The 22,825-nt window shown below is 52.3% G+C and carries 21 protein-coding genes and 1 other RNA gene; 16 read left to right on the plus strand and 6 right to left on the minus strand.

Features of this window, described 5'->3' with window-relative positions; all coding sequences use genetic code 11:
- Nucleotide 1: 1 nt before the first annotated feature.
- Together FCL42_RS18885 and FCL42_RS18890 are read right to left on the minus strand one after the other, a co-directional pair.
- Entirely contained in the window at nt 2–442 is a 441-nt protein-coding gene (locus tag FCL42_RS18885; RefSeq protein ID WP_136864992.1) for an Hsp20 family protein, read from the minus strand.
- A 131-nt stretch (nt 443–573) separates the two neighbouring features.
- The gene (locus FCL42_RS18890) at nt 574–3,294 is read right to left on the minus strand and encodes a hybrid sensor histidine kinase/response regulator (RefSeq protein ID WP_136864993.1); all 2,721 of its coding nucleotides are present in this window, start codon (nt 3,292–3,294) and stop codon (nt 574–576) included.
- Nucleotides 3,295–3,396: 102 nt separating this feature from the next.
- On the opposite strand from FCL42_RS18890, the gene FCL42_RS18895 reads away from it, so the two are divergent.
- Complete coding sequence (locus FCL42_RS18895; RefSeq protein WP_136864994.1) at nt 3,397–3,855, plus strand: hypothetical protein; 459 nt, start codon at nt 3,397–3,399, stop codon at nt 3,853–3,855.
- Entirely contained in the window at nt 3,852–4,880 is a 1,029-nt protein-coding gene (locus tag FCL42_RS18900; RefSeq protein WP_136864995.1) for a hypothetical protein, read from the plus strand. The genes FCL42_RS18895 and FCL42_RS18900 overlap by 4 nt, the downstream gene beginning before the upstream one ends.
- Here FCL42_RS18900 and FCL42_RS18905 read toward each other — a convergent pair.
- The 3 genes from FCL42_RS18905 to FCL42_RS18915 all read right to left on the minus strand — a co-directional run bounded on the left by FCL42_RS18905 (nt 4,863) and on the right by FCL42_RS18915 (nt 6,080).
- Nucleotides 4,863–5,441 (minus strand): 5-formyltetrahydrofolate cyclo-ligase, encoded by a 579-nt coding sequence (locus FCL42_RS18905; RefSeq protein ID WP_136864996.1) that lies wholly within the window; start codon nt 5,439–5,441, stop codon nt 4,863–4,865. The two genes, FCL42_RS18900 and FCL42_RS18905, sit on opposite strands and share 18 nt — an antisense overlap.
- A gap of 64 nt (nt 5,442–5,505) precedes the next feature.
- Nucleotides 5,506–5,687: non-coding RNA, 6S RNA (ssrS, locus tag FCL42_RS18910), on the minus strand.
- 72 nt (nt 5,688–5,759) lie between these two features.
- On the minus strand, nt 5,760–6,080 hold the full coding sequence (locus FCL42_RS18915) for a cell division protein ZapA (RefSeq protein ID WP_136864997.1): 321 nt from the start codon (nt 6,078–6,080) through the stop codon (nt 5,760–5,762).
- 209 nt (nt 6,081–6,289) lie between these two features.
- Here FCL42_RS18915 and FCL42_RS18920 point away from each other — a divergent pair, with 209 nt between their 5' ends.
- The 14 genes from FCL42_RS18920 to FCL42_RS18985 all read left to right on the plus strand — a co-directional run bounded on the left by FCL42_RS18920 (nt 6,290) and on the right by FCL42_RS18985 (nt 21,518).
- Nucleotides 6,290–6,850 carry a UPF0149 family protein gene (locus tag FCL42_RS18920; protein ID WP_136864998.1) on the plus strand — a complete coding sequence of 187 codons (561 nt, stop codon included), beginning with the start codon at nt 6,290–6,292 and terminating at the stop codon, nt 6,848–6,850.
- Nucleotides 6,851–7,037: 187 nt separating this feature from the next.
- Nucleotides 7,038–8,339 carry a Xaa-Pro aminopeptidase gene (gene pepP / locus FCL42_RS18925; RefSeq protein ID WP_136864999.1) on the plus strand — a complete coding sequence of 434 codons (1,302 nt, stop codon included), beginning with the start codon at nt 7,038–7,040 and terminating at the stop codon, nt 8,337–8,339.
- Between the two features lie 3 nt (nt 8,340–8,342).
- Entirely contained in the window at nt 8,343–9,527 is a 1,185-nt protein-coding gene (ubiH, locus tag FCL42_RS18930; RefSeq protein WP_205729300.1) for a 2-octaprenyl-6-methoxyphenyl hydroxylase, read from the plus strand.
- Nucleotides 9,521–10,717: an FAD-dependent oxidoreductase gene (locus FCL42_RS18935; RefSeq protein ID WP_136865000.1), complete on the plus strand. Its 1,197-nt coding sequence runs from the start codon at nt 9,521–9,523 to the stop codon at nt 10,715–10,717. Before ubiH ends, FCL42_RS18935 begins: the two co-directional genes overlap by 7 nt.
- 94 nt (nt 10,718–10,811) lie before the next feature.
- On the plus strand, nt 10,812–11,906 hold the full coding sequence (gcvT, locus tag FCL42_RS18940; protein ID WP_136865001.1) for a glycine cleavage system aminomethyltransferase GcvT: 1,095 nt from the start codon (nt 10,812–10,814) through the stop codon (nt 11,904–11,906).
- Between the two features lie 22 nt (nt 11,907–11,928).
- Nucleotides 11,929–12,318 carry a glycine cleavage system protein GcvH gene (gene gcvH / locus FCL42_RS18945; protein WP_136865002.1) on the plus strand — a complete coding sequence of 130 codons (390 nt, stop codon included), beginning with the start codon at nt 11,929–11,931 and terminating at the stop codon, nt 12,316–12,318.
- An 82-nt stretch (nt 12,319–12,400) separates the two neighbouring features.
- Nucleotides 12,401–15,277 carry an aminomethyl-transferring glycine dehydrogenase gene (gene gcvP / locus FCL42_RS18950; RefSeq protein WP_136865003.1) on the plus strand — a complete coding sequence of 959 codons (2,877 nt, stop codon included), beginning with the start codon at nt 12,401–12,403 and terminating at the stop codon, nt 15,275–15,277.
- A 242-nt stretch (nt 15,278–15,519) separates the two neighbouring features.
- Nucleotides 15,520–16,218 (plus strand): NAD(P)H-dependent oxidoreductase, encoded by a 699-nt coding sequence (locus FCL42_RS18955; RefSeq protein WP_136865004.1) that lies wholly within the window; start codon nt 15,520–15,522, stop codon nt 16,216–16,218.
- A 276-nt stretch (nt 16,219–16,494) separates the two neighbouring features.
- Nucleotides 16,495–16,767, plus strand: a complete 273-nt coding sequence (locus FCL42_RS18960; protein WP_136865005.1) for a chaperone NapD — start codon at nt 16,495–16,497, stop codon at nt 16,765–16,767.
- On the plus strand, nt 16,764–19,250 hold the full coding sequence (gene napA / locus FCL42_RS18965; RefSeq protein ID WP_136865006.1) for a periplasmic nitrate reductase subunit alpha: 2,487 nt from the start codon (nt 16,764–16,766) through the stop codon (nt 19,248–19,250). Before FCL42_RS18960 ends, napA begins: the two co-directional genes overlap by 4 nt.
- Before the next feature lie 56 nt (nt 19,251–19,306).
- On the plus strand, nt 19,307–19,777 hold the full coding sequence (locus FCL42_RS18970; protein WP_407644383.1) for a nitrate reductase cytochrome c-type subunit: 471 nt from the start codon (nt 19,307–19,309) through the stop codon (nt 19,775–19,777).
- A 20-nt stretch (nt 19,778–19,797) separates the two neighbouring features.
- The gene (locus FCL42_RS18975) at nt 19,798–20,373 is read left to right on the plus strand and encodes a NapC/NirT family cytochrome c (RefSeq protein ID WP_136865008.1); all 576 of its coding nucleotides are present in this window, start codon (nt 19,798–19,800) and stop codon (nt 20,371–20,373) included.
- Between the two features lie 8 nt (nt 20,374–20,381).
- Entirely contained in the window at nt 20,382–20,522 is a 141-nt protein-coding gene (locus tag FCL42_RS18980; RefSeq protein WP_136865009.1) for a TIGR02808 family protein, read from the plus strand.
- A gap of 189 nt (nt 20,523–20,711) precedes the next feature.
- Nucleotides 20,712–21,518 carry a hypothetical protein gene (locus tag FCL42_RS18985; RefSeq protein ID WP_136865010.1) on the plus strand — a complete coding sequence of 269 codons (807 nt, stop codon included), beginning with the start codon at nt 20,712–20,714 and terminating at the stop codon, nt 21,516–21,518.
- 40 nt (nt 21,519–21,558) lie between these two features.
- Here the strand turns inward: FCL42_RS18985 and FCL42_RS18990 are convergent, their stop codons facing one another.
- Nucleotides 21,559–22,479, minus strand: a complete 921-nt coding sequence (locus tag FCL42_RS18990; protein WP_136865011.1) for a M14 family metallopeptidase — start codon at nt 22,477–22,479, stop codon at nt 21,559–21,561.
- Nucleotides 22,480–22,825: the final 346 nt, after the last annotated feature.

Raw genomic sequence — 22,825 nt, forward strand, 5'->3', positions numbered from 1 at the left:
CTCAGCCTTCGACTAAGCGACCTTGGGCGCTAATGGCGATCTTCTTCGGTTTCATTGCTTCTGGCACTTCACGGACTAGGTCGACGTGGAGTAGGCCATTCTCCATGCTGGCGTTATGCACTTTAACGTGGTCGGCCAGTTTGAAGCGGCGCTTGAAGTTACGCTCGGCGATGCCTTGATAGTGGAACTTACGTTCTTCAGTATTTTTGGCTTTGGTGCCGTCAATGCGCAGCGTGTCACCTTCCACCTCAATCTCCAGTTCGCTGTCGCTGAACCCGGCAACAGCCATGGTGATGCGGTAGTTGTTCTCATCGAGCAGTTCGATGTTGTATGGGGGGTAACCGTTGTGGTTTTCCGCACGCTGGGCTTCATCCATCAGCTTGGCGAAACGCTCGAAACCAATGGCAGTTTTGTATAGGGGGGCGAAATCAATAGTACGCATAATAGCTGTCCTCAATTGAGCAACAAAAATAGATAATTGGTTTGCCGCCTTGGACCTCTCTTGAGCATCCTCGGCTGACAATTAATAGATGGGGCTGCGTATTTTGGTTTCAAGCCTTTAGCTTAAAAAAATTACACTAAGGCCCTTTCTTCTGCGTTACTAAGACGGCTGATTGCGCTTAAAAGCTGATTTTTATCAAAGGGTTTTGGGACGTAGTAGTCCATTCCAGAATCGTAGCAAGCGCGCACATCATCGTCCAAAACGCTGGCGGTCAGCGCGATGATCGGTACTCGGCGACGCTTCTGTTTCTCTTCAAGGTGACGAATCTGACGGGTGGCCTCAAAGCCATCCATGATTGGCATCATACAGTCCATTAAAATCAGGTCGTACTCTTTGTCGAACACCTTTTCGGTGGCTATTTGACCATTGTCTGCCACGTCGATCTTATATCCCGCCTTTTTTAGCATGATCTCTGCGACCCGTTGATTGGTTTTATTGTCCTCCACCAACAGCAGATGTCCTTTGATTTCAGGGAAGCTTGATGTGCCGGGTTCTGGATTGTCGGTAACCCGGCGTTGTGGCGTTGGTTTCGGCTTATCGGACTGTTCTGCTTGCTGCAGCAATTTAATGAGGTTTCGCTCAAGTCGCTCGCCTCGAATCGGCGCCATCAGAAGTTGGGCCGGGGATTTGATGCTCGAAAGGGTGACGCCTGCGGAGAGATCATTGAGAAGCAAAACCGGCGTGTTGCTGCCAGTTCGTTCCAACAGGGACTTCAAGGTTTCAATTCCCTTATCCAGCATAGAGTAGCGGACGATCACCAAAGCATAGGAGTGAGAGGTGTCTTCAAGGTGGCTGGCCGCCGCGGCCAAAGTATCGACATGGGTAACTTGAATCTGCCACCGACTGAGCTCGTTCTGGTATAGGAGCGATGACTTAGGGTGACTGTCTACCAATAGGGCTTTGGTGTGTTTGAGCTTGGCATTGACGATTGGGTGTTGCTCGCTGATTTCACACTTAAGTTTCACGGTAAAGCAGCTGCCTTGGCCTTTTTGGCTGGTAACGAGAATCTCACCACCCATCAGTTCAGTGAGCTGGCGACAGATGCTCAGTCCCAGCCCTGTGCCACCGAATTTTCGGGTGGTGGAGCCGTCTTCTTGCTTGAATGGGTGGAAGATGTCTTCCAATTTGTCGCCATCGATACCGATGCCATCGTCTTTGACTGATAGGGTCAGAGTAACGTTGTTATCCGGGGTGACCTTAGCGCGACATGACAGGATTACTTCGCCGTTTTCAGCGGTAAATTTTACTGCGTTAGACAGTAGATTGAGCAACACCTGCCTGAGACGATGGCCGTCGATCATCACCTGAGCCGGAATGTCTGTTGGGAAGTCCACATCAAAGTAGATCTGCTTTTCCATCGCCTTGGGGGCAATGACACTAGCCACTTCATAAAACAGTTCTGCCAGCTTTGTTTTGATGGGTGAGATCACCAAACTGCCAGCTTCGATTTTAGAGAGATCCAGCACGTCGTTGATGATCGACTGCAGTGCTCTGGATGAGTTTTGCACCGTGTGTAGGTACTCTCGCTGTTCGCCGTCCAGAGTGGTGGAATTTAGGATGTCGGTCATGCCAATGATGCCGTTGAGGGGAGTACGAATCTCATGGGACATATTGGCTAGGAAGATACTTTTGGCGTGATTGGCTTTCTCCGCCTCCTCTTTGGCGTCGATCAATGTGGCTTCAAACTCCCCCCGTTCCTGAATCAGCCGATTTAAGGTATCGCTGAGCTGGGTGAGCTCATCTCGTCCAGGTAGACTAATTCGGGTTTGGTAATCCCGAGTGTGCTCCACCTGACTCATGGTTGAGCCAATGGTATGGATGCCCTGATGAATGTGTTTGGAGAGCCGAATTGCCATCCAAGCCAGTACTAGCATCATTACGGTTAACGTAGCAATGTTGCTGATGAAGTTGGTTTGGCTCTGTTTGTAGGTGACGCTGGCGGCGTCCAAGATGTCTTGACGAACTTGGTTGAGCACCATGTCTAGCTGCGCCATGCGGGTGTCGGCGTCATTCAGGCTTTTGTTGGTTAATACCCCAATTTCGCCGCTAAGAATTTGCTGAAGCAGTTCATTACTGTGGGTAAAGGCGGGATTGGTAAATGCCTCTAACAAGAGGTTTATTTGTGCTTCAGAGGCATAAATAGTTAGGTATTTTTCCAATACCGATTGTTGCAATAGTGACAGCTCCAGCAGGCGAGAGCGGTACTCCTCTTCCAGGATGTTGGTGACCAGAATATCTTTGACGATCGCTTGCTCTTCCCGCGCGTATTCCTGCATAAACAGCAAGCTATGATAAGCCTGAATGCCTTCGCGAATCTCTCGATTTTCTACCTCTACTGGCAGCGACTCAATCAATCTTAGCCCTGTGGTTTGCCAATCATTGACTAAGGTCAGCCACTCTAATTTAGTGTCGTGATCCGCTTGACTGTCTGGCAGTTCTCCCAGAAGCATCTCCAACTCTTCGAGGTGCATGCTGTAATCGCCATTGCTCTCTTGCATCAGGGTTTGAAACTGAGTATCGCCTAGATGGCTGCTGGCGAGGTGACTTTCTGACAGTAGGGTTGCCAATTTGTTCAGGCCCACTTCGGTGACAAACCCTTGCCTAAGTTTGTCGATGGATTTGGTGGCGAGTTGATACTCAGACAGCAACTGATAGCGAGAATTGATCTGCTTGAGATCTTGCAGCTCTTGATACTGCCACAATAGGTAGCGGCCAAAGATGATGGAACAAAATAGAATCGGTACAGCTACCAGCATGCGGATACGCGAACGTAACGACAGATCTATGGTCATTGAGCATCCCTTCTCAAAGCGGCAATTTTTGCAGGAGTTTCTATACTAAGCTCTTAAAGCCTAGCAATGATTGCAGTTTTTGCTTTTCAAGGATGATTAAAAATGACCGGATTGCGGCAAAGATGCCTGCTGTGCGCGCTGCTGTTTATGGGGTGGTTGTCTAATAGCCATGCCTTTGGCCAAGACTTTGTGCTTGTTAGCATGAACAATGACATGCCTGCCATCAGCGAAAGCAAAGCCAAAATGCTTTATTTGGGAAAGCTGAAGTCCATTGACGATTTCGGGCGCGTGGTACTGCTTGATTGGCCTGAAGGCAGCAATGAGAAACAAGATTTCTATAAATCCTTCCTTAAAAAATCCATTCCTCAAATTAACAGCCGCTGGGCGCGTTTGGCGTTTTCTGGCAAAGGAAAGCCACCCGAATCATTAGATGAGGCGACGGTTCAGGCGTTAGGTCAGTGGCTTCAAGATAATCCTCGAGGGATTGCGTATGTCTCAAGGGAGCAGATTCCCCCAGGTGCCAAAGTGATATTAGATATTGAACAAGGAGCAGGCCGATGAAACGCTATCTATTTTGGCTGGTCCTGATGTTGGCGAGCAGCCCTATTTTTGCGGCAGTTGAATTGATCGAAGATCGTTTGTCTTTAAGTGGATTTGCCTCGGTCTCGGCCACCAAAACCGATAACTCCGTGCCGTTATATGCCCTGTACCAGTTTGAAGATGACTGGTGTTATGACTGTGACACCACCGTTGGCTTGCAGTTGGATTTGAGTTTAACCGATAGCATCTGGTCTTCGGTTCAGGTGGCCAAGCGACCGCAAGATACCTTTTCCGATCCGAGTTTGGAGTGGGCCTATGTGGGATGGCGACCCAGTGATAACCTCGAAGTGCGAGGTGGCCGCCTGAGGGTGCCTATGTTCGTGGCATCTGAGTATTTTTATGTGGGCAACGGTTATCCATGGGCTCGCCCACCATTAGAGGTTTATGGCGCCATGCTGGGGGTGAACTCGGTTAATGGCATCGATTTTCTGTATAGCTACAACATCAATGATGAGATGCAGCTCTCCGTTCAACCATTTTACGGCCGCCATAACCATGAAGATGTTGACCTAGGTGTGATGGACTTTGAGATTGAGACCGACGTTCAAACCGGCCTTAGTATCAAGCTAAATGGGCCCAACTATGTCGTTAATGCCTCTTATCTGTTTGCCGATTACACCCTTAATGATGTTCAAGCCGAGCTCAATGCTTATTCCGTAGGTGGTCGCTACGAGTTTGATACTTGGGAGTTGTGGGCGGAGTTTGAGAAAGATGAGAATCAGCACACCGGCTACATCGCGTCGGCGCTGAATTTGGATCGCTGGCACCCTTATGTCATGTACGCGCACACCTGGAAATGGCGTCAGTCGCAGTCGGTCATGTTTGGTGTGCGTTACGATATGATGCACAACCTCTCTATCAATGCGGAATACCTGTGGAGTGAAGCCTTCGATGGTAATCAGGGGCAGTTCGTGATGCCGCCACAGTCGGTGGGGGAGTCTACCTACGCTAACTTGCTGACGTTGATGCTAAGCTACAATTTCTAACCACTGTGTGGGCGTAACAATGTAATTGAGCCCGATGTCCCAAGGCTCTACCGGAATGGCGTCGACCTGCTGACAATCGTGGGCGACGCCAATTTTTATGGCCTGAGGGCAGTGGGCCAGATAGCGGTCATAAAATCCTCCTCCCATTCCTAAACGATTGCCTTTGCCATCAAACCCCACCAACGGCGTCAAAATCAGTTCCAGTTGTGATGGCAACACCATGGCGCATTTATTGAGACAGGGCTCCTGAATCTTAAATCGATTGTGGCTAAGTTCGGTACGCTGATCAAAGTGCTGAAACAGCATATGGTTGCGGCTAAATGGGTGCATAACGGGTAAGGCCGTTGGGATCTGTTGCTGCCACAACCAGTGAGCCCAAGAGCGCAGATTAGGTTCGCCATCGTTAGCCAGATAGAGACCCACATAGCCTTTAATTGGTGAGTCACCAAGATGCTGATTGAGTAATGCGGCTATCCCGACCGACGCTTGTTGCTGATCGGAAACGGTAAGCGCTCGGCGAGATTGGCGAAGCTGGTTTCTTAGTTGCTGGCGGAAGTCCATATCGCTCTGAGTTTTAAGGCAAAGATTAGCGACAGGCTAGAACAAAATGGGAGCGGGGGGAAGGGCGCTCCCCGAAGATGCCGTTGCAGGTGTAAGCCCGTGAACCGTAGGTTCAGGGCGGAACTGCTGTCTCTACCGTAGGCTTCTTGGTACGTGCCAAGCATGCGCAATAGCAGTGAGCAACAATCCCTTGGATCTTTAGCATCGGCCAGGGACATAACCTACTGGCGAACATCTCAGGGAGCATAGATTCAGCATCGAGGAGAACCCGCTTGGGTTGCCTCTCTGATGTAACTCCAGTCTATGCCGAGGTTAGGCTTATCTCAACCGTTTTGAAGCATTTTCAGTGCGACTGACCAATGCTTGGGCAATGGTCTGTTCCAGCATCTCAATGCGCTTGGCGGTAACTTGTTGCTCTTGTTGAATTTGTGACTGGCTCTGCATCAATTCATGGGTCAAGTTCAGCGCAGCCATGACCGCAATTTTGTCTGGGCTAAGTAGGCCATTCCGTTGTTTGAGTTCGAGAAAACGCTGATTCAGCAGATGGCTGACATGTTGGAGTGTGGCCTCTTCGCCCTCAGGGCAGTTGATGGTGTAGACCTTATCCAGCAGCGTGATTTCTATGGTGTTCGAGCTCATGTGATATCCGGAGATTCAGAGGGTTAGCCAGTGCTCAATGGAGCTTTGAAGGCTGTTATGCCTGAATAGGGCGGGTAATGCAAATTCAGTAAGCTTATTCGCGGTTTTCCTGAGCCAATGGTGGAAACAGCAGCAATTGCTGAGTAGGTTTGGAGCCCATTCTGGCGCGTGATAGCATTAGGCTAATTTTCTTCTAGGACACCATTCTGATGAAATCGAACTCTCCTTTGTTATTTAGCAAGTTGGAAAGCGCTTTAGAGAAAGCTGGCCTGACCATGCTACCCAGCGAATTTCATGGACTGATGACCGGCATGGTATGTGGCGGCATTCGTTTTGATAAGCGAGGCTGGCAAGAAACCTTCCTGCAGTTGACCAATGACGGCAAACCTTTTGATGCCGATCTGGAAGGGGTAACCAAGGATCTGTATCGCAGCATTGATAAGGCATTGTCTGAAAACCCGGAGCAGGGGTTCGAGCTGTTATTGCCGGATGACGACGAATCTTTGGCCATGCGCTTGGAAGCCTTAATTGAGTGGATTCAAAGCTTCTTCTTAGGCCTAGCCAAGTTGCAACCGACCTTTGCCAATACCAAAGGCGAGCTGGGTGAAATGCTGGGGGATCTGCGTGAGATTACTAACGTGGAGTTTGACGTTGATGACAGTGCCGAGAACCTAGAAGGTTTCGAGGTGCTTAAAGAGCACGTCATCGATACCTGCTGGAAATGCTTACTGGAGTTTGGCACTCTCCCTGATGACAAGACCATACATTAGTCCCAATCAGATAAAACCTCTGTTCATGAACGCAAGCTAAAGCAGGCTCACTCTGGTTCAATCTGCCACCAATGTGTATGAGGGGGCGAGAAAATTCTTGATTGAACCTGCTGTGCCAGCGTATTACATTGACCAATGACCCCAATCAGATCGGTATAAAAACGATAACAATAGGAACCTAAGGCAGATGGAAATCAAGGATTTTTGCCAGCATCGGAAACAGTTAATGGAAGCCCTGCCACAAGGCAGTGTGGCGTTGCTGTTTGCCGCTCAAGAGTGCACTCGCTCCAATGACACTGAATATCACTTTCGCCAAAACAGCGACTTTTTCTATCTGACCGGTTTCAATGAGCCGGATGCGGTGTTGCTGCTGCGTCCGGGCCAGTCTCCTGAGTCCATTGTTTACGTTCGCCCTACCGACAAGCTGGCAGAGATCTGGCATGGTCGCCGCTTAGGTGTAGACGCGGCACCGCAAGCATTGATGGTGGATGAAGCCCGCAGCATTGATGATCTTGAGCAAACGCTGGCGGAGTTGGTCAATGGTGCCACCACGCTGGCGTATCTGCCGGGTCAATGTGAGCGTGGTGATGGCATCGTTAACGCCATGATGACCACGCTGCGTAACGGCGCTAAGAAAAAGCTCAAAGCGCCGACCCAGACTTTGGATCTGCGTAGCATCGTTCATGAGATGCGTCTGCATAAATCTGATGCCGAAATAGAAGTGATGGCTCGCGCCGGTGAGCTTTCTGCCAAGGCCCACGTTCGAGCCATGCAGCGCTGTCAGCCTGGGTTGTTTGAGTACCAGTTGGAAGCGGAAATTGCTCACGAGTGTGCCATGCAAGGCGCTCGTTTTATGGCTTACAACAGCATTGTGGGTGGCGGCGACAACGCTTGTATCCTGCACTACACCGAAAATGAGAGCGAACTCAAAGACGGCGACTTAGTGCTGATCGATGCTGGTTGCGAGTTGGAAGGCTACGCCGCAGACATCACCCGTACCTTCCCGGTAAATGGCCGCTTTAGTGAAGCCCAGCGTCAACTGTATGCCATCGTGCTGGAAGCAGAGAAGACCGCCATCGAGATGATTCAGCCTGGGGTTTCGATTAAGGAAGCCAACCAGAAGGTGCTGGAGATCATGGTGGGTGGCCTGGTGAAGCTGGGCATCATGGAAGGTGAGGTGCAAACCCTCATCGAAGAGGAGGCCTACAAAGCCTACTACATGCACGGTTTAGGTCACTGGATTGGCATCGATGTTCATGACGTGGGCGACTATCACACACCGGATCGCAGCCGGCCGCTAGAGCCAGGCATGGTGCTGACCATCGAGCCGGGCCTTTACATCGGCCCAGATGCGGATGTGGATCCGAAATGGCGAGGCATCGGCATTCGCATCGAAGACGACATCTTGGTTACCGAAACCGGCCATCGCAACTTGACTGCCGCAGTGGCCAAAGAGTTGGATGAGATCGAAGCCTTAATGGCGGGGTAAAACATGCAACAGGTGGATATTGCCATTGTCGGTGCCGGCATGGCGGGAACCACATTGGCGCTGGCCCTCAGCCAGCGCACCAATTATAAGGTGGCTCTGATTGAGGCGTTTGAGCCCAAAGCGCAGAGCCATCCTGGTTTTGATGCCAGAGCCATCGCTCTGGCTCAGGGTTCGGTGCAGAGCCTATCAAAGCTGAATTTGTGGTCTACCTTGGCGCCAATGGCCAAAGCGATCGAGCATATTCAGGTGAGCGATCGTGGCCACATGGGTCAAGTGTGGATGCACGCCGATGAGCATCTGGTTGATGCCCTTGGTCAGGTGATCGAATTGGAGCGGGCTGGCCCCGCCCTGTTTGCCAAGCTGGCAGACACCGAGGTTCAGCTATTTTGCCCAGACACCTTAGCCCGCTGTGAACAGCAGCAAGAGTCGGTGCATCTGACCCTGAACTCCGGTGCTGAGCTTAGCGCCAAACTGGTGGTTGGCGCCGATGGTGGTCGCTCGCCGCTGCTGGCTTCCATGCCGTTTGAGCCTCAGCGCCATGATTATGGCCAGACGGCCATCATCAGCAACCTTGAAACCAGCAAGCCCGGCACCACGGCATTTGAACGCTTCACCGATCAAGGCCCCATCGCTTTGCTGCCCATGACCGAAGATCGCTATTCCTTGGTGTGGGTTTGTGACCGCAATAAGGCCGATGTGGTCATGGCGATGGACGATGCCGCCTTCATTGAAGCGCTGCAACAGGAGTTTGGTTATCGCTGCGGCCAGATTTTAAGGGCCGGTAAGCGACATCACTATCCCCTCTTTAGAACCCATTTGAGTCGGCCCTTCCATCACCGAGTGGTGTTCGTGGGCAACGCCGCCCAGTCGCTGCACCCCATTGCGGGGCAGGGGTTTAATCTGGGGCTCAGAGACGCTGTAACCTTGGCGGAATGCTTGGCGAGCGCACAGGGGGCCGATCCCGGACTATTTACCCTACTGGACGACTATTGGCAGCAGCGCCAGCCGGACGTGAACACCACCTTGGGCTTGACCCACGGCTTGGTGAAACTGTTCTCGAATAACAACCCATTTTTACAGCTAGGTCGCAATATGGGCCTACTTGCCATGGATTTGGCGCCGACCTTAGGACAAGGCTTGATTCGGCAGACCATGGGCCAACATCATCAAAGGAGTGCAACGTGGTAATGGCACAATCGGTCCAAGTGGCCATCGTTGGCGGCGGCATGGTTGGCATGTCAGCGGCATTAGGTTTGGCGCAGTGTGGCATCTCTGTGGCGCTGATCGACCGAGAGGAGCCGAAACCCGCGTCCGGTGAGTTTGATCTTAGAGTCAGCGCCATCAATCGGGCTAGCGAGAGTTTCCTCAAAGAGCTGGGCGCGTGGCAACGTATGGATCACAGCCGTATCGCTGCCTATACCGGCATGAAGGTGTGGGACAAAGACAGCTTAGGTAACATAGATTTTGCCGCCGAAGACTATCAGCAGCCGGATCTGGGCCACATCATCGAGAATAGTGTCATTGCTTACGGTTTGTGGCAGCAGGTATCTGAGCACAAACTGATTCGCTGCATCCTAGGGGCGCCAAAATCGGTGGCCTTCGGTGAGCATGAAGCTTGGTTGACGCTGGCTGACGACAGCATGCTCAGTGCCCGCCTGTTGGTGGCCGCCGATGGCGCCAATTCGTGGCTACGTCAGCAGATGAACGTGCCGATCAGCTTCCGTGACTACGGCCATTCCGGTTTGGTGGCAACGGTTCGCAGCCTTCACGGTCACGACAAAGTGGCTCGTCAGGTATTTCTGCCTGAAGGCCCTTTGGCACTGTTGCCGTTAGCGGAGGATAACCTGTGCTCCATCGTGTGGTCATTGCCGCCAGAGCAGGCCAAGGGGCTAACTGAGTGCAGTGGTAGCGAATTCTGTGACGCCATTACGCTGGCCAGCGAAGGGGTGCTATCTAAGTTAGAGGTGGTCAGCGAACGCGCCGCCATTCCTCTTACCATGCGTTACGCCCGTGACTTTGTGTTGCCTCGCCTTGCTTTGATTGGCGACGCCGCCCATACCATTCATCCACTGGCAGGCCAAGGGGTGAATCTAGGATTGATGGACGCCAAATTGCTGATCGAGGTATTGGCCTCTGGTCAGGAGAGTGGTCGCGACCTTGGCGATCTGACGCTGCTTCAGCGTTATGCTCGTCCGCGTAAAGCCGCGGCGCAGGAGATGATCGCCGCCATGTCTGGATTTAAGTGGCTGTTTGCAGGAGATCATCCTGTCAAGAAGGGCATGCGCGACATCGGATTGGCTTTGGTTAACCGCATTCCCGGTTTAAAACGTAAGTTTATTGAGCAGGCGTTAGGCGTAAGCACCAACGAGCTGCGGTGAAATTGTATACAAATTGCAAGCGTTGGGTATAATGCGCCCAATCTCATAAAATAGACCCCGAGTCTATCGGGGCCAGCCAGTACAAGGAACACAAATGGCGAACCAAACTGTACTCTACGCCAAGCACCTGGAGTCCAATGCCAAGATGGTGGACTTTCACGGGTGGGACATGCCAATCAACTACGGTTCTCAGGTGGAGGAACACCATCAGGTCCGTAACGACGCCGGCATGTTTGACGTATCCCATATGACCGTTGTCGACATCACCGGCACCGATGCTAAAGCCTTTCTGCGTCGCCTGCTGGCGAATGACGTTGCCAAGCTGACCGTTTCCGGTAAAGCGCTGTACGGCGGCATGCTCAATGAGCAGGGCGGCGTGATCGACGACCTGATTACCTACTTCCTTTCCGACACCCACTACCGCCTGGTGGTGAACTCCGCAACCCGCGTTAAAGATCTTGAGTGGATTGGCCTTCAATCCGAAGGCTTTGAAGTGAGCGTTACCGAACTGCCAGAGCTGGCGATGATCGCCGTTCAAGGCCCGAACGCAGTGGCCAAAACCGCCGAGGTATTAGATGACGCTCAGCGTCAGGCCATCGATGGCATGAAGCCATTTTTCGGTGTGCAGGCGGGCGATCTCTTTATTGCCACTACCGGATACACCGGTGAAGCGGGCTTTGAGATCATGGTACCTTCTGAGCAAGCCCCACAACTGTGGGACAAGCTGCTGGCGGCAGGGGTTAAACCAGCTGGCCTCGGTGCTCGTGATACGCTGCGTCTGGAAGCGGGCATGAACCTTTATGGTCAAGACATGGACGAAACCGTCAGCCCTCTGGCGGCCAACATGGGTTGGACCATCGCCTGGGAACCGGCGGAGCGCGATTTTATTGGTCGCCAAGCTTTGATTGATCTCAAAGCAGCGGGCACCGAAAAACTAGTAGGCTTGGTAATGACAGATAAGGGCGTGCTTCGCGGCGGCCTGAATGTGTTCTTCACCGATGCCGACGGCAATGAGCAGCAAGGGGTGATCACCTCGGGCAGCTTCTCTCCGACACTGGGTTACTCCATCGCCATGGCGCGAGTGCCTAAATCCGTCGGTGAACAAGTTGAAGTTGAGATGCGTAAGAAGCGAGTACAGGTCCAAGTGATCAAGCCTTGCTTCGTACGTAATGGCAAACAAGCGTTTTAAGAAAATTGATGGGGAACAATCAATGAGCAACATTCCAGCGGACCTGAAATACACCGAGTCTCACGAATGGATCCGCCCTGAGGGTGACAACGTATACACCGTGGGCATTACTGAGCACGCTCAAGAGCTGCTGGGTGACATGGTATTCGTTGATCTGCCTGACGTTGGCGACACCGTTGATGCTGGCGAAGACTGTGCTGTGGCAGAGTCTGTGAAAGCCGCTTCTGATATCTATGCACCGCTTTCCGGTGAGATCGTTGCCATCAACGAAGAACTGGAAGATGCCCCTGAAGAGGTTAACAAAGACCCCTTCGGTGATGGCTGGCTTTTCAAAATCAAAATCAGTGACGAGGGCGAACTGGCGTCACTGAAGAGTGCCGAGGATTACCAAGCGCACATCGAAGAAGCCTAATCGTATTAAAGCCCCCGTTAGAGGGGCTTTTGCCTCTTATCCGCCGGTACCCTGCCTAGGCGGAATAACAAGGATTGACAACATGAGAGAGCAACAGACTCTAAGCCAACTGTTTAATGGTGATGAGTTCCTTCCCCGTCATATCGGACCTTCTGCCGACCAGCGTCAAGCGATGCTTAATGAGATCGGTGCCGATAATTTAGAACATCTGACTGCCCAAATTGTGCCTGAGTCGATCCGCTTGGATCGCGATCTGGGCATTGGCGCCCCCCAGCGTGAAGTGGATGCCCTAGCAGCCATTAAGCGTTTTGCTAACCAAAACCAGGTCTTTACCTCCTACATCGGCATGGGCTACTACAACACCCATGTGCCTCACGTTATTCAGCGCAACGTGCTGGAAAACCCAGGCTGGTATACCGCGTATACCCCGTATCAACCCGAAATTGCTCAAGGTCGCCTAGAGGCGATCCTGAATTTCCAGCAGCTGACCATGGACCTGACCGGTCTGGATTTGGCGTCAGCCTCACTGCTGGATGAGGGCACCGCTGCCGCCGAAGCCATGGCGCTGGCCAAGCGTGTCTCCAAAAACAAGAAATCCAATCTGTTTTTCATCGCCGACAGTGTATTTCCACAGACCATCGATGTGGTGGCAACCCGTGCCAAGCATCTAGGTCTGGAAGTGCTGGTGGGCAGTGCTGCCGATGCCGTCAATCACGACGTGTTTGGTGTGCTGCTGCAATACCCTGATAACACCGGTGCGGTGAACAACTTCGCCGACATCGCCGCTGAGATCAAAGCCAAGAAGGGCATTGTCTGTGTGGCGTCGGATCTGTTGGCCCTAGTGACCTTGAAAGCCCCGGCTGAGCTGGGTGCCGATGTGGTTCTGGGCAGCGCCCAGCGCTTCGGTGTGCCCATGGGATATGGCGGCCCTCACGCGGCCTTCTTCGCCACTCGTGACGCCTACAAGCGCTCTATGCCTGGCCGCATCATCGGCGTGTCCAAAGACACCCGTGGTAAGCCTGCACTGCGCATGGCGATGCAGACTCGCGAGCAGCACATCCGCCGTGAGAAAGCCAACTCCAACATCTGTACTGCACAGGTGCTGCTGGCCAACATGGCTTCCTTCTATGCGGTGTACCACGGCCCACAAGGGCTGAAGCGCATTGCCGATCGAGTCCACCGTCTGACCTCCATCTTGGCCCACGGCCTGAAAGCCGAAGGCGTGAACTTGGTGAACAGCAGCTGGTTCGACACCCTGACCTTTGAGGTTAGCGATGCCGATGCCCTGCAGGCCCGAGCTCAAGCTGCTCGCATCAACCTGCGCCACGATGGCGACAACTGTTTCGGCGTGTCTCTGGATGAAACCACCACCATCGAGGCGCTTAAGACTCTGTTTGCAGTGATTACTGAATCGCAATTGGACGTGGAAGGCCTAGATGGCGTTGCCGCTGCAGGCATCAGCGATGAGCTGCTGCGTAGCGATGAGATCCTAAAGCATGAGGTGTTTAACGCCTATCACAGCGAAACCGAGATGCTGCGTTACATCCGCCGCTTGGAAGGCAAGGATTTGGCGCTGAACCACAGCATGATCTCTCTGGGCTCCTGCACCATGAAGCTCAATGCGACCGCTGAGATGATGCCAATCACCTGGCCTGAATTTGCCAACATGCACCCGTTCTGCCCTCAAGAGCAGGCTCAAGGGTATCGTAACTTAGTGGATAACTTGGCCGAATGGCTGGTGTCCATCACCGGATACGATGCCATGTGCATGCAGCCAAACTCCGGTGCTCAAGGTGAGTACGCCGGTCTGTTGGCCATCAAGGGTTATCATGAGTCCCGTGGTGAAAGTCACCGTGATATCTGCCTGATCCCACAATCGGCCCACGGTACTAACCCAGCTTCTGCTCAGCTGGCGAGCCTGAAAGTGGTGGTTGTGGCCTGTGACAACGACGGCAACGTCGACATGGACGACCTGAAAGCCAAAGCGGCGGAACATGCTGAGCGTCTGTCTTGCATCATGATCACCTACCCATCCACTCACGGGGTGTACGAAGAGACCGTTCGTGAGATCTGCGATGTGGTGCATGAGCACGGCGGTCAGGTTTACATGGACGGTGCCAACATGAACGCTCAGGTGGGCATTACCGCCCCAGGCTTCATCGGCTCTGACGTGTCGCACTTGAACCTACACAAAACCTTCGCCATTCCACATGGTGGCGGTGGCCCAGGCATGGGACCTATCGGCGTGAAAGCGCATCTGGCGCCATTTGTGGCTGGCCATGCGGTAGTGAAGCCGGGCTTTGAGTGTGACAACAACGGTGCGGTATCTGCGGCTCAGTATGGCTCGGCTAGCATTCTGCCGATTAGCTGGATGTACATCGCCATGTTGGGCGATCGTGGATTGGCGGAGTCTACTCAGGTAGCCATGCTGTCTGGTAACTACTTGGCTAAGAAGCTGGGTGAGCACTATCCGGTGCTGTACACCGGCCGTAATGACCGAGTGGCTCACGAGTGCATCATCGACCTACGCCCTCTGAAAGAGGCTAGCGGTGTTACCGAAATGGACGTGGCCAAGCGCTTGATGGACTACGGCTTCCATGCGCCAACCATGAGCTTCCCTGTTGCGGGAACTTTGATGGTTGAGCCGACCGAGTCGGAGTCTAAGGTGGAGCTGGATCGCTTTATCGAAGCCATGGTTAACATCCGTGGCGAGATCGATAAGGTGCAGCGTGGCGAGTGGCCAGCGGACAACAACCCGCTGTGCAATGCGCCTCACACTCAAGCTGACATCATGGATGGCAGCTTTGATGAGCGCCCATACAGCCGCGAGCTGGCGGCTTATCCGACTCAGGCGACCAAGGACAACAAGTTCTGGCCAACCGTGAACCGCATCGATGATGTGTTCGGTGACCGCAACCTGTTCTGCGCCTGTGTGCCGATGAGCGCTTACGAGGAGTAAGTTTCGTTAGCGCGTAATCTAAGCTGAAATTTGAAAGCGAGCTCCGAGCTATCGGTGCTCGCTTTTTTGATCCTGTTATCTGGATGATTGTGGGTATTATTGTCCATAGTGATTGGTTTGTGTTGGCCTTTTTCTGATGATGCGGCATTGTTAAGCTGCGCTACATTGAATGGGGCGGTGCTCTGTGGTTATGCACCTCGGTATCGCTTTTATCGTTTGAATTAGTTTTAGGAGACAAGCCTGTGGCTATCAACAACCAAGAGATGCAGTCAAAGATTCTGGAAGCGTTTAATTTCCGTCACGCCACCAAGGTATTTGATCCGGCTAAGAAGATTGCGGACGATGAGTTCAACACCATTTTGGAGGCGGCACGCCTTTCCCCTAGCTCTTTTGGTTTTGAGCCTTGGCAGATTCTGGTGGTACAAACTCCAGAAAAGCGCGAACTGTTCCGAGATTTCGCTTGGGGCGCCAATGGTGCGTTCAATGGCACTGCCGGCCAGTTGGGTACCGCAAGCCACTTCTTGATTTTCCTCGCCCACACCGACGTTAATCAAACTCATAACTCTGAGTATCAGCAGAAGTTCATGAAAGAGGTGAAGCAGCTTCCGGACGATGTAATTGGCTTTATTAATCAAGCGTTCCAGAAGTTCCAAGAGCATGATTTTAAGATTGAAGGTCAGCGCCAGATCACCGATTGGGCCGGTAAGCAGGCTTACATTGCTGCCGGTAATGTGATGAGTGTGGCGGCGTTGATGGGCATCGATTCCTGCCCAATTGAAGGCTTTGAGATGGACAAAACGTCAGCGGTACTGGAACAGCACTTTGGTATCGATCCTAAGGTGTATCAACCTGCAGTGATGGTGGCTTTGGGTTACCGAGCCGACGAGCCTCCTTTTGAAAAAACTCGTCGCACTATGGATCAGGTGGTTTCCTGGTTCTAAACAACCTTAGTTCGAACCTTCTTATAAAAAATGCGCCTTTATGGCGCATTTTTCTTTTTAAAATAAGCATTTAATTCAAATCCTCTCGCAGTTTCTTACTTCAAGCAGATTCCCCGCGCTTATCTATAATTTAAGTCTCAATGTTGATCTTGATCATGGACGTCGTTCATCTATCTCTTGAGGAGTATTGATGTCAGGTTTGCTTTTTCGTTACATGTTATTAACTTAAAGTGATATGAATCCAGTTCATTTCGGTGGGCGATCATAAGGAGTGACATGACTCAGAAAGAAATTCATATCTCCAGTGTTGTTGTGCAAGTTCAGCCTGAACACCTTGGTGTGGTCAAGGCGCAGATCTTGGATCTGCCCGGGGCTGAAATCCACGGTGAAGACGCCATCGGTAAGTTGGTCGTGGTGCTGGAAACCTCAACGGAGACCGGCGTTACCAAAGCCATCGATGCCATCAATAACCTTCCTTACGTGTTAATGACTTTTTTGGTTTACCACCAGATCGAACCTTTCGAAAATTTAGCTGAGGATCACTCATGAAAATGACAAGACGGGAGTTCGTGAAAGCGAACGCCGCGGCCGCTGCTGCCACAGTTGCCGGGGTAACCCTGCCCGCGTCGGCGACCAATTTAATTGTGAATTCTGCGCAAACCAAGATTCACTGGGACAAAGCACCTTGTCGTTTTTGTGGTACTGGCTGTTCGGTGCTGGTGGGCAGTCAAGATGGCCGAGTGGTCGCCACACAAGGGGATCCTGATGCTCCGGTGAACCGAGGCCTTAACTGCATTAAGGGCTATTTTCTCTCTAAAATCATGTATGGCGCCGATCGGGTGCAAACGCCGATGTTGCGCATGAAAGATGGCAAGTTCCATAAAGATGGCGATTTTACTCCCATCAGTTGGGATCAGGCGTTCGACATCATGGCGGAAAAGTGGAAGGCGGCTCTGAAAGATAAGGGGCCCACCAGCGTCGGTATGTTTGGCTCTGGCCAATGGACGGTCATGGAAGGCTATGCTGCTTCCAAGCTAATGAAAGCCGGTTTTCGTTCAAATAACATCGACCCTAACGCCCGTCACTGTATGGCCTCTGCGGTAGGTGGCTTCATGCGTACCTTTGGTATTGACGAGCCCATGGGTTGCTATGACGATTTTGAAAACGCCGATGTGTTCGTGCTTTGGGGCTCGAACATGGCGGAGATGCACCCGGTGTTGTGGACTCGAATCACCGATCGCCGTTTGAGTAATCCGCACGTGAAAGTGAACGTGCTCTCCACTTACTACCATCGCTCCTTTGAATTGGCGGATAGCGGTATGGTGTTTACTCCGCAAACGGATCTGGCCATCGCCAACTTCATCGCAAATTACATCATTGAGAACGATGCGGTGAACTGGGAGTTCGTCAACAAGCACACCAACTTCAAGCGCGCTACCACTGACATCGGTTATGGGCTGCGCGACGACGACCCCATTCAAAAGCAAGCCAAAAACCCCAATGTGGGCAAAATGAATCCGATGAATTTCGACGAGTACAAAGCCTCGGTGGCAGAGTACACCGTCGAAAAAGCGGCACAGATGTCTGGGGTATCGGAAGAGAAATTGATTGCCATGGCCAAGCAGTACGCGGATCCCAACATCAAGGTGATGTCGCTGTGGACCATGGGGGTAAACCAGCACACTCGTGGCGTTTGGCTCAACAGCCTCATCTATAACATTCATCTGTTGACCGGCAAGATCAGTCAGCCGGGCAACAGTCCATTCTCGTTGACAGGGCAACCATCGGCTTGTGGTACCGCCCGAGAGGTGGGCACTTTTGCACACCGTCTGCCGGCGGATATGGTGGTGGCCAATCCGAAACATCGCGCCATTGCAGAGAAGATCTGGAAGCTGCCCGATGGCACCATTCCACCTAAGCCAGGCTTCCACGCCGTATTGCAAGATCGCATGCTTCACGATGGCAAGCTCAATGCCTACTGGGTGATGTGCAATAACAATTTGCAGGCGGGGCCTAACGTCAATACCGAACGTTTGCCTGGTTACCGTAACCCCGACAATTTCATTGTGTGTTCCGACCCTTACCCAACCGCAACCGCACAAGCGGCGGATCTGATTTTGCCAACGGCGATGTGGGTTGAGAAAGAGGGCGCGTATGGTAACGCCGAGCGTCGCACCCAAGCCTGGTATCAGCAGGTGAAAGCGCCGGGGGAATCAAAGTCCGATTTATGGCAACTGATGGAGTTCTCCAAGCGCTTCAAAATGGAGGAGATTTGGGACGAAGAGTTGCTGGCGCAAATGCCGGAATATCGCGGTAAGACGATGTTTGAGGTGCTGTATAAAAACGGCCAAGTGGACAAGTTCCCACTGCATGAGGCGCAAAAGCTCAATGACGATGCTCAGGCGCAGGGTTTCTATGTTCAAAAAGGCCTCTTTGAGGAGTATGCCGAATTTGGCCGTGGCCATGGTCATGACCTTGCCCCTTATGATCGCTATCACCAAGAGCGCGGGCTGCGCTGGCCGGTGGTCGAGGGTAAAGAGACATTGTGGCGCTTCGCAGAAGGCTCAGACCCCTATGTGCCTAAAGGAGCGGGCTTTAAATTTTATGGCCACGGTGACGGTAAAGCCAACATCATTTTTGCGCCCTTTGAGCCTGCTCCTGAGCAGCCGGACTCCGAGTACGACATGTGGCTGTGTACCGGTCGAGTTCTAGAGCATTGGCATACCGGCACCATGACTCGCCGAGTGCCGGAGCTCTATAAAGCGGTGCCAGATGCCCTGTGTTACATCCACCCAGAAGATGCCAAGAAGCGCAATTTGCGCCGTGGTGAAGAGGTGATGCTGCAGTCTCGGCGCGGCGAGATTCGCTGCCGAGTCGAGACCCGAGGTCGAAACCGACCACCAGAAGGTTTGGTGTTTGTGCCCTTCTTTGATGCCCGTATTTTGGTCAATAAGTTGATTTTGGATGCCACGGATCCGCTGTCCAAGCAGACCGACTTTAAGAAGTGTCCAGTGAAGCTCATCAAGGTGTAACGGCGCAGAGAGGCTCGAACTCGAGCCTCTTCTAACAACAAATTAGAGGCAGAATCATCATGAAACGATCCACATTCGCCGTTGTGATAGCACTACTTGCTGTTGGCGGCACATTGCACGCAAATGAAAAACCATCCCAGTACCCAGGAGGTAACGGAGGGGTGCACTCTCTTCGAGGGGCCACTGAACTTGATGTCACCCGAGAGGCGGATCCTCTTAAAAACTTCCCTGAACAGAGTGGGCCTATTGAGAGCGATTACGTCTACCAACCACCGCTGGTGCCCCATACCATTCGCCACTACGAGATGTCACTGAACGCCAATAAGTGCCTGTCTTGCCACAGTTGGAAGAATGCGAAGGAGTCCGGCGCGACCAAGATCAGCGTAACGCATTACCAAACCCGAGAGGGGCAGGTGCTTTCCGACGTGTCACCAAGGCGCTACTTCTGTTTGCAATGCCACGTGCCGCAAGCCGATGCAACGGCCTTAATCGACAATGAATTTCAACGAGTGGACGCCTTGCGCTAACGCAGGACTAAGGGGCGAACATGAAATTATTACGAGTCTTTTGGCAGCGGTTAACCGCCCCCAGCAAAGCGGCGGTAGGCGTTGTGCTGTTTATGGGCTTCATGGGGGGGCTGCTGTTCTGGGGGGCATTTAACACTGGAATGGAAGCCACCAATACTGAGCAGTTTTGTTCCGGTTGCCATGAACCCATCGTTAGAGAGATCAGAGAGACCATTCACTACTCGAACCGCTCTGGCGTGCGGGCGATCTGTTCCGATTGTCACGTGCCTCACAACTGGACCGATAAAATTGTGCGTAAGGTGCAAGCATCAAAAGAGTTGGTGGCATTTGCCATGGGCACCATCAGTACTGACGAGAAGTTTCAGGCGCGTCGTGGCCATCTGGCTGAGCGGGAATGGCACCGCCTGAAAAACAACGATTCAAGGGAGTGCCGAAACTGCCACAACTTTGAATTTATGGACTTTTCTGAGCAGCGGGGACGTGCGGTGAAGCAGCACTCCACCGCATTGGCTGCCGGTGATAAAACCTGTGTGGATTGCCATAAAGGCATCGCCCACCAATTGCCGGATATGGAAGGCGTTGAGGGCTGGCAGTAGGAGCAACTATGAGTACATTAGAGTCGATCATCTGGCATGTCTTGGGTTATGCCGCCATGCCAGTGATTATCTTGTCGGGGTTTGTGGCCGTCGCCGCAGTATGCATTTGGCTGCTGTCTTTAGGAAAAGACAAAGCCACCGAGTCTTGAGCCATCCTCATGGACTTCGCTCTGCTTATCGTGACATGGCGATTGAGCAGAGCGGCGCAAGTCTTGTTCATCGCGCCCTCATTAAGGTTATTCCAGTCATGAAGATGGCTTGCCCTTAATGAGGGGCGTTTTCATTTTAGATGCAGGGTCGATCTTGATGGTGACGCTGGGCTAAAATCGGCGTTATACGTGTTAGCAATCGAGTCGTTGTTTCCTTTGGATCCCAGATACCGCCAATTAAGAGCTGCCTCAGAAGCCCACTTCCACACCTGTTTCTATTGCGGCTGCATCGCCACTGAGACCGATTTTGCGCCGCCTCAGGACCATTGGGGAGCTTATGCAAACCATGGACAAAGCGCGGATAACCTTCAGGTTCCAAGCTGTAAAGAGTGCCTAACTCTTTTGAAAGGTTGCACCATGGCCTTGGTGCAGCAGCGCCGAGAGGTGGTGCACACCAAGTTAACTCGTAAGTATCAGAAAGCCATCAATGTGTATCTTCGCTGGAGTGAAGACGAGTTGGCAGAGCTGGATTTCTCCCTAAAGCACAGTATTGATGCCGGTTTGCAATTGGGCCAAGAGTCTCACCGCCGCAGCAATTACCCCGGCTTTCCCTATGACGTGGATGGCACCGTTTACCCGGTTGAGCAGATCAAACCTCAGGCGGTGGTGGTGTTTGGTGAGCGGTTTGAAGGATTGAAAGCCGCCTTGGTTCACGCCAGCAAAACTTATGGCTTGAGTCAGGGTAAATTGGCCCAAGGGCTCGAGCTTCACAACAACAATTTAGAGGCGGTCATTCTTCATCTGCAGCGGGAGCAGCAGCAGGCGTCATTGGAACGAGAACTGGGGCGTTTGTGTGGGGCGTTTGCCAAAGAGCACAATCAGTCTCGCCGTTATGTGGTGAATGCGGTCAAACGATACATGGAAAGAGATCAGGAGCTGAGTGTGCACCAAGCTCTGGAAAAACTCTATCAAGAGCGAGTGCAGCATTTTAAGTAAGACGCTGAGTCGCCTCAGCGCCTGAGCTTTGTTGTCAGAATCAGAGGTTGTGCTGACCCATTACAAACTCCAGTGCTGAGGTCACCGCGGCCACCTGAGCGGCGTTGCACTGTTCATCGGTCGCGTTGGCGCTATCGGGATACACTTCGGTGGTGGTGACATACTGAGCATTGGTCATTCCGGCACACAGGAACAGTGCCTTGGTGGCATAGTTGATGACGCCGTGCTGCACCACTGGGCTACCGATGATGTTGCCGTTTGCATCAGCAGGGGCGATGTGAGTGACCTGCTTCACTGCGTCGATAATGTGACGCTGGAACTCTGGCTGCGGCAACTCGGTATCGCCCACTAGATAAAAGCCATCTGGCACACTGCCTGGGATATAGTCTTTGCCATCTCTTGCGGCCAGCGCGGGGCGAAATTCTTGTTCGTCGGTGTCGGTGGTTTCGTGCAGATCCACGTGCAGTAGGATCTCCCCCTCTAACTCACTCAAGAATTGCAGCAGGTAGGCGCACTCTTCCGATGGGCTATTCACATAGAAACTGCGGTTGGGATCGATGGCGTTGGGGTTCCAGCGATTGATGGTTTCATAGCCCCAAGGGCTGACGCAGGGCGCCACGACAATGTTGAATTTACTGCTGTAATGGCTGGCTTTGTTTTCAAGAAAGCGAATCGCACCATGAACACCACTGGTTTCATAGCCATGAACGCCACCGGTAATCAGCGCAATGGGTTTGGTCGAATCCCAGTGGCGAGTTTTAAAGGCCCACAGTGGGTAGCGTTCGGAATCGATGGGCAGTGCTCCGTATTGAACCGCATCAAATTGCTCGTGCAAGGCGTCCAGTTTTTGAAGTACTTGCTGCGAATAACTGCGCTTGATTTTGGTGTGGTTTAGCCACTGTAGACGTTCGGTGTGAGTCCAGGGTTGCCCTGGGGTGCCGATGGGGTAGGTGTGGGCCATGGTTCTGCTCTCTTATCTGTTTTATTCGCGCTTAGTATACGAGCCACGTTGGGAGATGCCCAGTCGAATTCACAAGGCGTTAACGCTACAATTTCCTATAAAAAGTCATATAAATTAATCGCATGATGAGAATTGCAGAATTTAAAATTCTCTTATGCAAGTTTGAGAATTACTGCAAGACTCTCGACTTTAATTGAAGAATCTTTCTTTAATTTTGCCGATATTTTACTCTTACCCCATCGATAGCTGGCGCCTTGTTATATGCCCTTTTTCAGGCTCGGTCGTACTGAAAAACGTATTGGCGACGGTCCATTGAACAGCTTGCAACTTTATAACGGAAGATGAA

The sequence above is a fragment of the Ferrimonas aestuarii genome (assembly GCF_005116665.1).
GTDB lineage: Bacteria > Pseudomonadota > Gammaproteobacteria > Enterobacterales > Shewanellaceae > Ferrimonas > Ferrimonas aestuarii.

Coding starts and splice junctions, on each gene's coding strand:
- FCL42_RS18885 (WP_136864992.1), bottom strand. CDS start 442: ATGCGTACTATTGATTTCGCCCCCCTATACAAAACTGCCATTGGTTTC.
- FCL42_RS18890 (WP_136864993.1), bottom strand. CDS start 3,294: ATGACCATAGATCTGTCGTTACGTTCGCGTATCCGCATGCTGGTAGCT.
- FCL42_RS18895 (WP_136864994.1), top strand. CDS start 3,397: ATGACCGGATTGCGGCAAAGATGCCTGCTGTGCGCGCTGCTGTTTATG.
- FCL42_RS18900 (WP_136864995.1), top strand. CDS start 3,852: ATGAAACGCTATCTATTTTGGCTGGTCCTGATGTTGGCGAGCAGCCCT.
- FCL42_RS18905 (WP_136864996.1), bottom strand. CDS start 5,441: ATGGACTTCCGCCAGCAACTAAGAAACCAGCTTCGCCAATCTCGCCGA.
- FCL42_RS18915 (WP_136864997.1), bottom strand. CDS start 6,080: ATGAGCTCGAACACCATAGAAATCACGCTGCTGGATAAGGTCTACACC.
- FCL42_RS18920 (WP_136864998.1), top strand. CDS start 6,290: ATGAAATCGAACTCTCCTTTGTTATTTAGCAAGTTGGAAAGCGCTTTA.
- pepP (WP_136864999.1), top strand. CDS start 7,038: ATGGAAATCAAGGATTTTTGCCAGCATCGGAAACAGTTAATGGAAGCC.
- ubiH (WP_205729300.1), top strand. CDS start 8,343: ATGCAACAGGTGGATATTGCCATTGTCGGTGCCGGCATGGCGGGAACC.
- gcvT (WP_136865001.1), top strand. CDS start 10,812: ATGGCGAACCAAACTGTACTCTACGCCAAGCACCTGGAGTCCAATGCC.
- gcvH (WP_136865002.1), top strand. CDS start 11,929: ATGAGCAACATTCCAGCGGACCTGAAATACACCGAGTCTCACGAATGG.
- gcvP (WP_136865003.1), top strand. CDS start 12,401: ATGAGAGAGCAACAGACTCTAAGCCAACTGTTTAATGGTGATGAGTTC.
- FCL42_RS18960 (WP_136865005.1), top strand. CDS start 16,495: ATGACTCAGAAAGAAATTCATATCTCCAGTGTTGTTGTGCAAGTTCAG.
- napA (WP_136865006.1), top strand. CDS start 16,764: ATGAAAATGACAAGACGGGAGTTCGTGAAAGCGAACGCCGCGGCCGCT.
- FCL42_RS18975 (WP_136865008.1), top strand. CDS start 19,798: ATGAAATTATTACGAGTCTTTTGGCAGCGGTTAACCGCCCCCAGCAAA.
- FCL42_RS18980 (WP_136865009.1), top strand. CDS start 20,382: ATGAGTACATTAGAGTCGATCATCTGGCATGTCTTGGGTTATGCCGCC.
- FCL42_RS18990 (WP_136865011.1), bottom strand. CDS start 22,479: ATGGCCCACACCTACCCCATCGGCACCCCAGGGCAACCCTGGACTCAC.